A 13,528-nucleotide genomic window follows, 5' to 3' on the forward strand; every position below is an offset into this window, starting at 1 on the left:
TAAGACAGTATCCACCTAGTAGTCATTTATTGACGGAGTTATGAAAATTGTAATTACCTTAACTTTTACTTCAAAAATCATGAGCCATTATATGGATAGTTAGCACCTTTACGGCACTATGCAATGACTCAAGACTTATTAAACTCCTTTCAAGAAGCATACAGCAATCTCGAACTGTTTCCGTTGATGGAACGGAACGAAATGGAAAGATTTAGAGTCCAATATGGTGATGATTTCATTGCAGACCTTAACCAATTAGTGGAAGATAGTCCCAATCGAGATGGCAAAATTGTCTTTACAGGACATCGGGGATGTGGTAAGTCTACTTTGTTAGCTGAGTTTAGCAGACAAATTCAAAATAAATATTTTGTAGTTCTATTCTCTATTGCTGACAAAATTGAAATGTCGGCGGTTAATCATATTAATATACTGTTTGCGATCGCAGTTAATTTAATGACAGAGGCAGAAGCACGCCAAGTTGATATTCCTCAATCTACTAAAGAAGCTCTTTATAAGTGGTTTGCTACCCGCACTCGCACTGAAGAATTAAATTTGCAGGCAGAAGCTAGCATAGGTTTTGACCTCCTAAAATTGATTAGCTCTAAATTAAAAGCTGATGCTAGCGTTCGGGATGAAATTAAGCAAGAATTTGAACGTAAGTTATCAGATTTAGTTGCCAGAATTAATGAAATTGCTGCTCTTATTCAAGCTGCAACTAAGCAAAACGTTTTAGTAATTATAGATGATTTAGATAAACTTGACTTAGGAAGAGTTAACGAAATTTATAGAGATAACATTAAAGCTCTTTGTCAACCTAATTTTCAAATTATTTACACTATCCCGATCGCAGTACTTCGTGAAACATTTATCAGCACAATAATTGCCACTGAAACCAACGACCAGGTTGTAGCAATGCCTGTGTTAAAAATCTTTGAAAAAGGTAAAAATCGCTTCCCTAACGCCCAACCTCGCCCAGAAGCAACAAAGATTCTCGGTGAAGTTTTACAAAAGCGGATATCCAGTGAATTAATCGCCGCAGAAACTGCTGAAAAAATGGTAATTTACAGTGGTGGCGTATTGCGAGAGTTAATTCGTATTGCTAAGGAATGTTGCCGCATTTGTTTGCGGACTATCCGGCGAAATCCGTCAGCAGAAGTTATCATTGATGATAAAATTCTCCTTCAAGCAATCAATAAAATTCGCAATGATTTTTCCATACGTTTAGGAAAACTTGATATAGATATTTTGCAGAGTGTTTATGAACAATTTATGCCCAATGACCCCAAACAAGCAGAGTTTTTGGATTTGCTACACGGGCTGTATGTTCTAGAATATCGCACTGATGAAACTTGGTACGATGTTCATCCAATTATTATAGAAAGCTTGAGAAGACAGGGAGCTATTAATGTTAAATGAAGAATTATCAGATGATGAGGGAGAAAATCAAGATGCGTATGATGATCTAATTGTTTCTATTGAAGCTCAAAAGCGGGGATTGAATTTACTGATAGCAGTTTGCAATGATGCTAATTTTCGTGATGAGATTATTGCCCAGTATGAAGCCGAACTACAACCTAAGTTTCGTCCATATCGAGTGACTTTAGCACGTCAAGAACCAAGCCTCAAAGCTGCTCTTAACCAACTGGTACAACAAGAAGAATATCTTCGTCAGCAGAACCCGGCGGTAATCACTGTGACGGGTGCTGAACAGCTTTATTTTCTCAGACTTGAAAATGAGCAATCAGAACAGGAGAAATTTTTTGGTTACTTACAGTGGACAAGGGAAGGATTGCGCGAGTTTCCTTTTGCGATCGTGCTTTGGGTAACTAATCAAATTTTAGTCAACCTGATTAAAAAAGCTCCTGATTTTTGGAGTTGGCGCAACGGTGTATTTCGGTTTGAATCTAAAAAGACGAATGCTATTCCTGGTAAAGAACTAGAACATATACGCTTTGTTTTTAGAGACACAGAATTAGCCAGCACAGATACTAATGAAAATAACCTCTTTTTCTTGCCCATCCAAGATTTACAAAAGCTAATCGAGAAAGTAGAACAGGAACGGGGAATTAAAGACCCCACCTTGGCTACCTTATATTCAAGCTTAGGTGATATTTACCGCAGCAGATTAGATCGGGGTGAATCTCAAAATTATCAAGAAGAACAAGAATTAGCAATTAAGTATTGGCGTCAGGCCAGTGAGCTACAAAATGAATTAGGTTTGCAGATAGACTTAGCTACTAGCCTCAACAATTTAGCAGGAATATATCGTGCAACAGGACAATACAGCGAAGCCGAACCATTATATCAACAAGCTTTAGAAATAAGGAAACGCCTTTTAGGAGACGACCATCCTTCTTTTGCTACTAGCCTGAATAATTTGGCGGGACTCTACAAATCTACTGGACAATATAGTAAAGCGGAACTCCTATATCAACAAGCTTTGGAACTGAGGAAATGCCTGTGGGGAGAAAACCATGCCGATGTTGTCGTCAGTCTGAACAATTTGGCACTACTATATGATGAACAAGGACGTTATGAGTCAGCAGAACCTTTGTATCTGCAATCATTAGAACTCGAAAAACATTTGCTTGGCGAAAATCATCCTTCTTTCGCTCTCATCCTGAATAATTTAGCGCTACTTTATTATCATCAAGGACGTTATAGTGAAGCTGAACCGTTGTCGCAACAAGCAATAGAATTAGATAAGCGATTTTTGGGAGAAGAGAATCCTGATGTTGCAACAGATTTGCACAATTTAGGTTTAATATACCGCGCTCAAAAACGCTACGATCAAGCCGAATCTTTGTTTTTGCAATCATTGGAACTTAAGCAGCGTCTATTGCAAAAGGCGCATCCGCTTTTAGCAGATACTATCTACGCTTTGGGTTATATGTATAGGGAGCAGGGGCGTTACAATGAAGCGGAACCCTTATGTATAAAAGCCTTAGAACTTGACAAGCACCTATTGGGAGAAAATCATCCCAATGTTGCCGAAAGTCTCAACAATTTGGCAGAAATCTATCGTGAGACAGAACGTTACAACGAAGCAAAACCTCTTTATTTGCAAGCTTTAGATATTTGTGAACGAGTTTGGGGCGTAAATCATCTCCGTAGTGTCACTGTTCGTCAAAATCTAGAAAAACTTGCCGCAGCGATGCAGAATAATGGAGAGTGCGATGTCTTGTCTACGACACGCTGCGCGAACGACAACCCCTTCTCTGCGAGACGCTCCGCGAACGGGGAACGCATTACATAGAGCAAAAATATCATTTTGGGTTAAGCTAAACGCTAAAATACAATAAAAAATGGCATATTTTCATTTTGAGACTCTAATCTAGAGATAGCAAAATGGCTAAAGATGTTTTCCATCAACAGGTAAAAAAAGCATTAATCAAAGATGGGTGGATAATTACTCACGACCCGTTTACAATTCGGATTAGTGAAGCAATTAAACTACAAATAGATTTAGCGGCTGAAAATTCTATTGCCGCAGAACGTAATACAGAGAAAATAGCTGTTTAAATTAATAGTTTTATTGCAGATTCAGATATCAGTGAATTTCATACTGCACTCGGACAATATCTCAATTACTGCCAAGCTCTAGAAGAACAAGAAGCAGACAGAATCGTATACTTAGCTGTGCCTAGCGAAACCTACCAAAATTTTTTTCAACTCCCCTTCGTGCAACGTGCCCTTCAACGTTACCAAGTTAAGTTAATAGTCTATGATCCTAAACAGGAGGAGATTCGGCAATGGATAAGATAAAACATTATCGACAACTAATAAAACAAATATTGACAGAACATGCACAAATTAGAACTAACACGGATACAGTCAATTCAGAACTAATTATTGATAGTGAAAACGACCATTATCAATTAGCTTACGTTGGCTGGCAAGGAGATAAGCGGGTATTTGTCCCGGTCATGCATTTTGATATTCAAAATGGGAAAATATGGATTCAGTATAACGGTACAGAAGAGTCTGTTGCTGAACGATTGGTTGAGTTAGGTGTACCCCCTTCTGATATAGTCATTGGATTCCATTCTCCTTTTAAACGCCAATTTACCTCTTATGCTGTCGAGTAAATGTGAATAAATATTTTCAACTCAAGTGATGAATATTGAACAAGCAGTGAATGGATAGAAAAGCGATGCCTGCGGCGAGCTACGCTAACGCATAAAATAATCGTGTCATAGAAAGTGCGATGCTCAACTGTCGATTTTGCGCTTGGCAACTTGTAATATACTCTTGAAAATATATATATTTGAGTGCATAATTAATGAGTTGGGTTGTTGAATTTCATCAGGATTTTGAGCCAGAATTTGATGCTCTACCAGAAGAAGTGCAAAACAAGTTACTTGCCTATACCAACGTATTGGAAGCTTTTGGTTTTGAACTAGGACGGCCTCATGTTGATACGCTTAACGGTTCGCGCCACAGCAACATGAAGGAATTAAGGTTTAAAGCAGCAGATGGTGTTTGGCGTGTCGCATTTGCATTCGACCCAAGACGAAATGCAATATTGCTAGTCGCAGGTGACAAATCTGGTGCTAGTGAAAGTCGTTTTTATAAGCAACTGATCAAAACAGCTGATGAGAGATTTGACGCACACTTAGCTCAACTCAAGACTCAACAAGAGGAAAAGTGAGGATAACTAACTGATGGGGAAAACTTTAAAGGAAAAACTAGAACAGTTGTCACCGGAACGACGTAAAAAGATTGAAGAAGAATCTAACTTGCTCATCGCCGAGGAAATGACGCGACAGCAATTGAGACTGGCACTCAAACTCACTCAGGAACAGATGGCGCAACTTCTCCAAATCGACCAAGGGAATGTTTCTCGTCTGGAACAGCATACTGATTTGATGCTCTCAACTTTACGGAAGTACATTGCTGCGATGGGAGGTGAGTTACGACTTGTTGTTGAATTTCCCAACTGTCCACCCATTACCCTAATAGGTATTTCCGAAATTGAAGAATCAGAGGAGGTAGCAATTTGAATGACCTGTGATCGAGAGTGCGGCTTACCCTGGCTCCTCGACTTCTTTAATAAGTCGGGGAGCTGTGGAAAGGGGCTTAATTGTTCTTCAAATCTACTAGCGAACCGCGACGAAACCAGCTTGGGCAATTGCCTTTTGCCCCTGGTCAGTTAATAAAAGTTTGGCATAGGCATCCCCAATCTGCTGTTCCCGACCTTTATTCTGCTTAATAATCACAAACAAGTTAGCAATAATCGGATAGCTGCCATTTTTGATCGCCTGAGTATTTAGCTGGTTGCGCTGACGTGGACATTGCTCAGGCGACACCATCGGTTCACGATAGGGGGGAATTAGCTGACCAGAAGTCCGACCCAATGGCAAAGCCTTCACACTACATTGAGGTACTACTGAACGGGCAGAAGCGTAATAGATACCACCAGGGGTTTTACTGAGTTGGCGCACTGCCTCTGTAGTAGAGTAGACATACTGCACATTCGAGCTAAGTGCTTGCCCCTTCAAGTCGCTATTGCTGAATATTACTGTATCTGCGTCCTTTGGTTGTTGGGAGAAAGGTGTGATGGCTAGGTTTGGCCCACCTACTTGATTCCAGTTAGTAATTTGCCCCAAATAAATTTTCTGCAATTGCTCAACAGTTAAACCTGGCACATTGAGTGATGGGTTGACTATCACTGCTATGCCATCCATACCCACCTGACGTTGCTCAAGGGTGAAGCCTCGCTCTCTTGCGATCGCTTGTTCTTCATCTGTAAGGGGACGGGAGGACTGAGCAAAGTCCAGTTGTCCATCAAGCAACATCCGAATGCCTGAGCTAGAACCAGGGCTACCATTAACAGGGTCTACGTAACGTAATTGTAGTTCCGGGCGGTCGCTCTGGATTTGAGAATCTACCAATTGCCGGATAGATGCCCAAGCTGTACTGCCTCCGTAATTAAATGAGGCAGTGGGGACATCAGCAACTGTCTGAAAAGTTGATGTAGTAGTAGAGCCGGTGTTGGAACTTTGATTAGAGGAATTAACGCTGCTGCGGGACAATAAATTCGGCTTCAGTAACCACCAAAGCAGTCCGCCAATAACTATAAGTGTCAGGACTTTACCAATAATCAAACCTCTGAGAAAGAGGCCGATTTCCGTATTAACTAAAGCTTTTTTGGGATTTGTATTGTCCATATCTTGAAATGTTGTTTATTTTATTTATACTACAGGAATCTCTAAATATTTAGGTTAAAAGCAAATCTGGAATAAGGCAGTTATATGATTGCTGGTAGATGATTAATTGTTTCTAATGTTGAGATTCAATTTGCTTTTTGGTAGTCTTTGTAATGGTGGAATTACTTTTATAGACTTTTCTGTTAGCTGCTGATTTGACTACTAGGCTATTCATATTAACATTAGTCAACTGTCTACCCATCAATTTTTCTATAAAATTATTTAATTGAGTAGGTTGGTTTGGATGCGATGTATTCGTATTAATAAATATATAGATTAAAACTATTACTATCAAACTAGTGATAGCACCAAGCCCTATTCCCAGTAGCAAAAGAAAGTTTTTATAAGTTAGCAAATAGTTATCATCAGTATTTTGGTTTATGTCAGCAGATTGTGAGGACTGTGACAATACCAGATCAGAATTAAGCGCTTGCAAAGCTTCTGTAGCAGATTGGTAACGCTGGTTATAGCGATCGCAAACCATTGTGTCTAAAACATTTGCAAGAGCGCCACTTACCTGTGCTTTATCGCGCCAGATAACTTCTCCAGTATTGGGATCTTCTTGTAGTTGCTCAGGTATTAAACCTGTCAAAGCTTGAATGCCAATCATCCCGACTGCATAAATATCGCTGCAAAGTTTTGGCTTTCCCTTAGCCTGTTCGCTTGGCATATAGCCAGGAGTCCCAACAGCAATTGTTAAGCCTGCTCCCAAAGCACTAATTTTCTTAATACTCCCAAAGTCAATTAGCACAATCTTCTGATCGGTGTGCCGCCGCATTAAATTTTGGGGCTTAATATCTCGGTGAATAATATTATGTTGGTGGACGAAGGCCAGCACTTCCAGAATCTCTCTTAATAAATTTAAAACTGCATTCTCGCTAAGATGCTGACCTGGTACAATTTCTTGAGTCAAGGCATGACCGTCAATAAATTGCTGGACTAAATAGAAATCCCCATCTTCATTAAAATGGGCAAACAGTCTAGGGATTTGATCGTGCTCGTTGCCTAGCTGATATAAAACTTCCGCTTCCCGATCAAATAGCCTTTTAGCGATCGCTACAACCGCAGGATTGGGATCTTTTGGGTGGAAATGTTTGACGACACAATGGGGTTGTCCTGGTAAATCCCGATCTACGGCTAAGTAGGTATCACCAGATCCTCCGCTTCCTAAGTGTTTGACAATTTCAAAGCGATTCCGAAGTATTTTTGTAGCCAGAGAGTGTTTATCTCCATTACGTATAGCACCTCTTAAGAAGTAAGTATTACCAGATCCGCCGCTTCTCAGCAGTTTGACAGTCTCAAAGCGACTTCGGAGTGTTTTTCTGACTAGAGGGTTCTGGCTCATGTGGCGTATACTACTTGCTAATTTGCTGACCATTCAGAGCTTGAGTGAGGTTATGAATACCTGCCGCTAGAGTTCTTGGTATTTGAGGCAGTCAGCTTTTCAGGCGACCTATGCTTTGGAGCAGTTTTATGGTTAGTCGCTTGATTGGTTCATTTAATACCTTTATAGGTATCTTAATATAAAATTTATTTCTGGAATAGTTTAATAATTTTATCACTTAAGTAAATTTAACACTAGTCCACAGTATTTATAACTGCGGGCAGAGGACAACATTCAGGAGTCAGAAGGTTTATTTATTTTAACTGTTGGGTCTAATTACTGACAAAACCTTGAACAGTGGAATTTAAAAGCACAAATATCCTTACAGTGTCCACCACAATTTTGTTAGCAGATTTTAGTCATTACTAACCGCGATCGCGTTGTCATATCAACGTGAGTTCAACAGAACTAAAAAAGAACAGGTAAGTCCTTGAGGTAAATATCGAGTGATGGTTTTTCAGGTAAATAGGTGTTAGTTGTCAATCACTCACCTTTTATTATCTCGATCTACTTAAAATTCTGGAAAATCTCTAATGGCTTTTGCAGAAAGGCGATAGTTGTCTTGAGTACGTGAATTACTCAAATGAGAAAGCAAAATGGCGAATTCCAATGCTTGCGCTCTCTCCAAGAACTTCAAATTTCCACTTTTATTACTAGAAAAAATATTAGGACTGCCTTTCCTTCAATTAAATCCGCGTAAATTTGCGAACTTTATTTATTGTAGGACTTACGCAAAACTACACATGGTAGTTTTGCGTAAGTCCTAGTTAAAATAATCTGACATCAGGGCAGCTAGCTGCAACGGCAGCATTCTGTTAATTAAAAAAGCCCCCTAGTGGGGGCCTATTAAGTTGTTCGCGTGGAGTGAACAACTAATAATTAATACTCACAGTAGATACAGTAATCCGAACAAAATAATCCAAATCACGTCAACAAAGTGCCAGTAGATTTCGGCTGCTTCAATGCCAAAGTGCTTTTCGTTACTGTAGTGACCCGGAACGCGCGATCGCCACAACACGGCAACAATTGCCAAAACGCCGATGGTAACGTGCAATCCGTGGAAACCAGTCAAAACGTAAAATGAACTAGCAAATAAATTGGTAGTTAAACCAAATTCTAAATGGGTATATTCATATACTTGACCTATCAAGAAAGTAGCACCCATTGCAGCGGTAATTGCTAACCAGATTCGCGCACTCCGTGTATCGTTCTTTTTGATCGCAGTGTCGGCATTGTGCATGACAAAACTACTAGAAATTAGATTGATGGTGTTGACTCCAGGTAGCAATAGTTCTAATTCTGGAGTACCGGCTGGGGGCCACACAGGTAAGGTAGCACGGAAAGCCAAGTAGGCTCCGAACAGTCCCATAAAAATCATCCCTTCAGCAATCAGAAAGACAAACAGTCCAAACAGGCGATGGTCTGGATGTTCTTCATGATGACCAACTGCTGCTGACTCTGCGTGGTGATGATTCAGTTCGGTTTTAGCTGGGTCAATTATTTGACTTTGCATGAATTTTGATAAGTGGGGAATTGGGTATGGGGCATTAGGCATTGGGCATTGGGCATGGGGCATTGGGCATTGGGCATTGGGAAGAGAATTAATTAACCAGTCCCCAGTCCCTAGTCCCTAGTCCCCAGTCCCCAGTCCCCTGTTTATTTCCGGTCTTCGGGATTTGCAGCAACCTCTGGGTCGGGTTCTGCTCTTAATACTGAGTTTGGGCCACCAGATAATAATGGATTGGGATCATACAAAGGTACATCTTCTTTAGCCCTTTCCAAACCGTAGTCGTAGGGGCCCGTAGCCAGTACTGGAGTTTGATCAAAATTTTCGATCGCAGGTGGTGAGGTAGTCATCCACTCTAAGGTAAGTGCCCTCCAAGGATTATTACCAGCTTTCTCGCCGTACAACCAACTCCAAATCGCATTGATGATGAAGGGCAATGTCGAGACTGCCAGTATATAAGAACCATACGTGCAGATTTCGTTCAATGTGGTGAATTTGGGGTCATATTGGGCGATACGGCGATTCATGCCCATTAAACCTAGCTTGTGCATAGGTAAGAAGGTCATGTTTAGACCGACAATAGTCAAGGCAAAGTGAACCTTACCCCAAAATTCGTTTATCATTCGTCCCGTAATTTTCGGGAACCAGTGGTAAATGCCAGCAAAAATCCCTAACACGCTACCGCCAAATAGCACGTAGTGCAGGTGTGCAACCACAAAATAAGTGTCGTGAACGTGAATATCAAAGGGCACTGCTGCCAACATCACGCCACTAATCCCACCAATCACAAAGGTGCCAACAAAGCCGATGGCAAATAGCATGGCACTGTTAAGCTGGATTTTTCCACCCCACATGGTTGCTAACCAGCTAAATATTTTAATTCCCGTGGGTACGGCAATGATCATAGTGGTGATCATAAAGAACATCCGCAACCAACCGGGGATACCGCTGGTAAACATGTGGTGCGCCCAAACAATTAGCCCCAGAAAGCTAATTGCAAGAGAGGAATAAGCGATCGCTTTATAGCCAAAAATTGGCTTGCGGGAATGAATGGGGATAATTTCTGAAATTGCCCCAAAGAAGGGCAAAATCATAATGTAAACCGCTGGGTGGGAGTAAAACCAGAACATGTGCTGATATACTACTGGGTCGCCACCGCCAGTTGGGTTAAAAAATGTTGTCCCGGCAATTAAGTCAAAGGAAAGCAGAATCAGACCTGCTGCTAAGACTGGGGTTGATACCAAAACCAGTGACGAAGTGGCGAACATCGCCCAGCAGAACAAGGGCATTTTGTGTATGTCCATGCTGGGGATACGCATCTTGATCAATGTTACCAGGAAATTTATCGACCCCAAAATTGAGGACGTACCCAGCAGCAGAACACTCATAATCCAAATGCCTTCGCCCACTTGTCCTGTTACTAAACTCAGGGGAGGGTAGGAAGTCCAACCGGCATCTGGTGCATCGCCCACCACTAAACTGGCGATCAGCAACACACCCGCAGGGGGAATCATCCAAAAGGCAACAGCATTCAGCCGCGGAAATGCCATATCTTTTGCCCCAATCATCAGGGGAATTAGATAGTTAGCAAACCCTGCCCCTGTTGGCACGATCCAAAGGAAAATCATGATCGTGGCGTGCAGTGTGAACAGACTATTGTAGACTTCTGGGGTAACAAAATCTACCTCTGGGGTTCGCAGTTCTGTGCGAACCAATTCAGCCATTACGCCGCCAATGCAGTAGAAAATAAACGAAGTGACTAGGTATTGAATCCCAATCACCTTATGGTCGGTTTGAAAGCCAAAGAAGTCTTGCCATTTTCTGATCCCTGGTTCCTCAAGAAGGGCAGGGATATTGGCAGTTTCTTGCAACTGAGCTTGGGTCATAGTCATTAGTCATTGGTCATTAGTCATTAGTCATTAGTCATTGGATTTTGACTAAATAACATGTTGATTAATGGTGAACTTGATGGAGTATTTCTGGCTGAATTCCCATGTCCTTGGTGTAAGGAGCGAGAAATTCATTTGGGGATAGATCGGCAGGGTTAACAGCGATCGCTTGATTTAGTGTTTCTTTGCTAGCAACTAGCTGTTCTTGTACCCATTTGTCAAAGGCTTCTTCTGACTCAACAACTACTGGCGCTCTCATTGCACCGTGGTAGGGGCCACAAAGTTCAGCACAGATCAGAACATAATCTCCTGCTTTTTTGGGGGTGAAGCGAATCTCGCTTTGCCTACCGGGGATCGCATCTTGTTTCAGGCGGAACTCTGGCACCCAGAAGGCGTGAATCACATCGTTGGCTGTCATATTGATTTGCACTTCTCGCCCGATAGGGACGTGCATTTCACCTGTAGTTATACCAGTTTCAGGATAGGTGAAAATCCAAGCATATTGTAGACCAGTGACGTTGACTTGTAATTCTGCTGGTTTGCCTGCTTTTTCAGGACTGCCCCCAATTGTCGGAGCAACAATACCTACACCTGGGGCATTCCGCAGTTGGGGAATTTGGTCAGCATTGCGGACTTCTGCGGTAGCTGGGTCTTGCATTGCCTGCTCAGATTTTTCTTGATTGAGGTTGGGTGCGGTGCTGCCAGCAGTATCGTTTAAAGTTGCAGCCATCGCACTCCCATGACCTAGCATTTTCATTGACTCCTGATTCATCGGTGCTTCATGGATAGCATGGGGATCAAAGCCACCGATTTCGTTGTAGACATCAAAGCTGTAAACAGAAATACCGATAACGATAATTGCTGGGATCGCTGTCCAGAGAATTTCTAAAGGTACATTGCCCTCAACTGGTGGGCCGTCTTCATTGTCACCTGCACGTCGGCGATATTTAAATGCAGAGTAAATTAAAATACCTTCGACTAACAGGAATATACCTGTAGAAACGATCATCATCGTGTTGAATAGACCATCCACCAAGACGGCTTCATCCGTTGCTGCTGTTGGCAACAGACCGTGATTTTGACCGTACCAAAAGCTGGCTAGCGTTAGCACGATGCCAATGAGTAATGTCCAGATTGAACTTGGAATCTTCACGGCTTACTTAAATGAATTTACTACGTTAGCTCAAAGCTACCCACTTACTAAGGTAGTCTAGGCTGTAAGAGATGGAGTCCAAAGGTCTGAAATTTTTATTAATTTTTTTGACTATTTTACTAATCTTGAGTATGAGTCTCATATCGTGTAACGCCAAAAATAGATGTAAATCAGTGCAAAAATTTAAGAAAAAATTTAGGATGCTTAAATTAATTGCCATTAATTAATTTCTCACATCTTGAAAAATACCTAAAGCTTCGGGCAAAACATTGCTGGAGTGATTCAAAGTATAAGTGAGTGCTAATCTATAAACCTTTAGCCTATACGCTAGGGTGAAGATGGGACACTAAAAGAAAATTGAAAATTTTAAGAGATCCACCAAGAGCGGGCAGAAGGTATCGTTCATGAGCGAATTTGTCCTAGAACAACAAAACGAAGCGGCGCTTCAGCAGCAAAAGCCCAAGGAAATGATTCGGCGCTTGGTGTGGAAAATGTGCATAGCCACCTTAATTTTGATGGCCATAGGCAGTGCCACCCGCGTGATGAATGCTGGGCTTGCTTGTCCAGACTGGCCCTTATGCTATGGCGAACTCGTGCCAGCCAAGCAAATGAATTTCCAAGTGTTTTTGGAGTGGTTTCACAGATTGGATGCAGCTTTAATTGGTGTAAGCGCGATCGCACTCTTCGGTTTATCCTGGTGGCATCGTCGTTTCTTACCCGCTTGGCTACCTTGGGCATCCACATTCGCCCTGTTTTTAATCGTCTTCCAAGGTATCTTGGGGGGACTCACCGTTACCGAACTGTTGCGGTTTGATATCGTTACCGCCCACTTAGGAACGGCGCTGTTGTTTTTTACCACCCTCCTGATTATCGGCACGGCACTCACACCCTATCAGGGCAATGGAACCGTTGGTAAGTTGCCTTGGGTCGGTTTAACTGCTGCTGTTTTGGTTTATCTGCAAAGTTTGTTAGGTGCTTTGGTAGGTTCTCGCTGGGCGCTACATCAATGCCTCGGTGGTTCTCAACTTTGTACTGTGATGTACAGCCATATTGCTGGTTTAGTGCCGCCAACAGTGGCAACCTTGGCAATGGTATTTATCTGTTGGCGGACACCAGCACTACATCCAGCCTTGCGGCGACTGGCAAATATGGCTGGTGCGTTGTTGACCTTACAAATCTTGTTGGGAGTCGCCACCTTCAAATTACATCTCCAAGTCGAGCCTCTCACCGTCTCTCACCAAGCTATAGGAGCTGCTTTGCTGGGTACTTTGGTGGCTTTCACAGTTTTATCACTACGTGACTCAGTTAGTGCTGATTCACGAGTGCTGAGTGTTGAGTAGATAGTGCGGCATTGGGCATTGGTCTACGTGTCCCCAGTCCCCAGTC

General features: G+C 42.0%; 11 protein-coding genes and 1 pseudogene. 7 read left to right on the top strand and 5 right to left on the bottom strand.

The annotated features are described in order from the left end of the window. Nucleotides 1-123 precede the first annotated feature (123 nt). The 6 genes and pseudogenes from HWQ41_RS02010 (at nucleotide 124) to HWQ41_RS02035 (ending at nucleotide 5,003) form a co-directional block, all read left to right on the top strand. The gene (locus HWQ41_RS02010) at nucleotides 124-1,416 is read left to right on the top strand and encodes an ATP-binding protein (RefSeq protein ID WP_292759520.1); all 1,293 of its coding nucleotides are present in this window, start codon (nucleotides 124-126) and stop codon (nucleotides 1,414-1,416) included. Continuing rightward, nucleotides 1,406-3,256: a tetratricopeptide repeat protein gene (locus HWQ41_RS02015; RefSeq protein WP_292759522.1), complete on the top strand. Its 1,851-nt coding sequence runs from the start codon at nucleotides 1,406-1,408 to the stop codon at nucleotides 3,254-3,256. Before HWQ41_RS02010 ends, HWQ41_RS02015 begins: the two co-directional genes overlap by 11 nt. A gap of 92 nt (nucleotides 3,257-3,348) precedes the next feature. Continuing rightward, nucleotides 3,349-3,765, top strand: a pseudogene (locus tag HWQ41_RS02020) (XisH family protein). Beyond that, nucleotides 3,753-4,088, top strand: coding sequence for a XisI protein (locus HWQ41_RS02025; protein WP_292759524.1), 336 nt, complete (start codon nucleotides 3,753-3,755; stop codon nucleotides 4,086-4,088). The pseudogene HWQ41_RS02020 and the gene HWQ41_RS02025 overlap by 13 nt, the downstream one beginning before the upstream one ends. Before the next feature lie 194 nt (nucleotides 4,089-4,282). Next, complete coding sequence (locus tag HWQ41_RS02030) at nucleotides 4,283-4,651, top strand: type II toxin-antitoxin system RelE/ParE family toxin (protein WP_292759525.1); 369 nt, start codon at nucleotides 4,283-4,285, stop codon at nucleotides 4,649-4,651. Nucleotides 4,652-4,664: 13 nt separating this feature from the next. Further along, the gene (locus tag HWQ41_RS02035) at nucleotides 4,665-5,003 is read left to right on the top strand and encodes an XRE family transcriptional regulator (RefSeq protein ID WP_292759527.1); all 339 of its coding nucleotides are present in this window, start codon (nucleotides 4,665-4,667) and stop codon (nucleotides 5,001-5,003) included. Between the two features lie 96 nt (nucleotides 5,004-5,099). On the opposite strand, the gene HWQ41_RS02040 is transcribed toward HWQ41_RS02035, so the two are convergent. The 5 genes from HWQ41_RS02040 to HWQ41_RS02060 all read right to left on the bottom strand — a co-directional run bounded on the left by HWQ41_RS02040 (nucleotide 5,100) and on the right by HWQ41_RS02060 (nucleotide 12,142). Then, nucleotides 5,100-6,170 carry a substrate-binding domain-containing protein gene (locus HWQ41_RS02040; protein WP_292759529.1) on the bottom strand — a complete coding sequence of 357 codons (1,071 nt, stop codon included), beginning with the start codon at nucleotides 6,168-6,170 and terminating at the stop codon, nucleotides 5,100-5,102. A gap of 112 nt (nucleotides 6,171-6,282) precedes the next feature. Then, a complete protein-coding gene (locus tag HWQ41_RS02045) occupies nucleotides 6,283-7,554 on the bottom strand; it encodes a serine/threonine-protein kinase (protein ID WP_292759531.1) in 1,272 nt (423 codons plus the stop codon). A gap of 925 nt (nucleotides 7,555-8,479) precedes the next feature. Further along, complete coding sequence (locus HWQ41_RS02050) at nucleotides 8,480-9,106, bottom strand: heme-copper oxidase subunit III (RefSeq protein ID WP_292759537.1); 627 nt, start codon at nucleotides 9,104-9,106, stop codon at nucleotides 8,480-8,482. 143 nt (nucleotides 9,107-9,249) lie between these two features. Next, on the bottom strand, nucleotides 9,250-10,986 hold the full coding sequence (gene ctaD, locus HWQ41_RS02055) for a cytochrome c oxidase subunit I (RefSeq protein WP_292759539.1): 1,737 nt from the start codon (nucleotides 10,984-10,986) through the stop codon (nucleotides 9,250-9,252). 67 nt (nucleotides 10,987-11,053) lie between these two features. Next, nucleotides 11,054-12,142, bottom strand: a complete 1,089-nt coding sequence (locus HWQ41_RS02060) for a cytochrome c oxidase subunit II (protein ID WP_292759533.1) — start codon at nucleotides 12,140-12,142, stop codon at nucleotides 11,054-11,056. Nucleotides 12,143-12,546: 404 nt separating this feature from the next. On the opposite strand from HWQ41_RS02060, the gene HWQ41_RS02065 reads away from it, so the two are divergent. Beyond that, nucleotides 12,547-13,482, top strand: coding sequence for a heme A synthase (locus tag HWQ41_RS02065; protein WP_292759535.1), 936 nt, complete (start codon nucleotides 12,547-12,549; stop codon nucleotides 13,480-13,482). The last annotated feature ends 46 nt before the right edge of the window (nucleotides 13,483-13,528 follow it).

It is taken from the genome of Nostoc sp. NOS(2021), from assembly GCF_017115025.1.
GTDB lineage: Bacteria > Cyanobacteriota > Cyanobacteriia > Cyanobacteriales > Nostocaceae > Nostoc.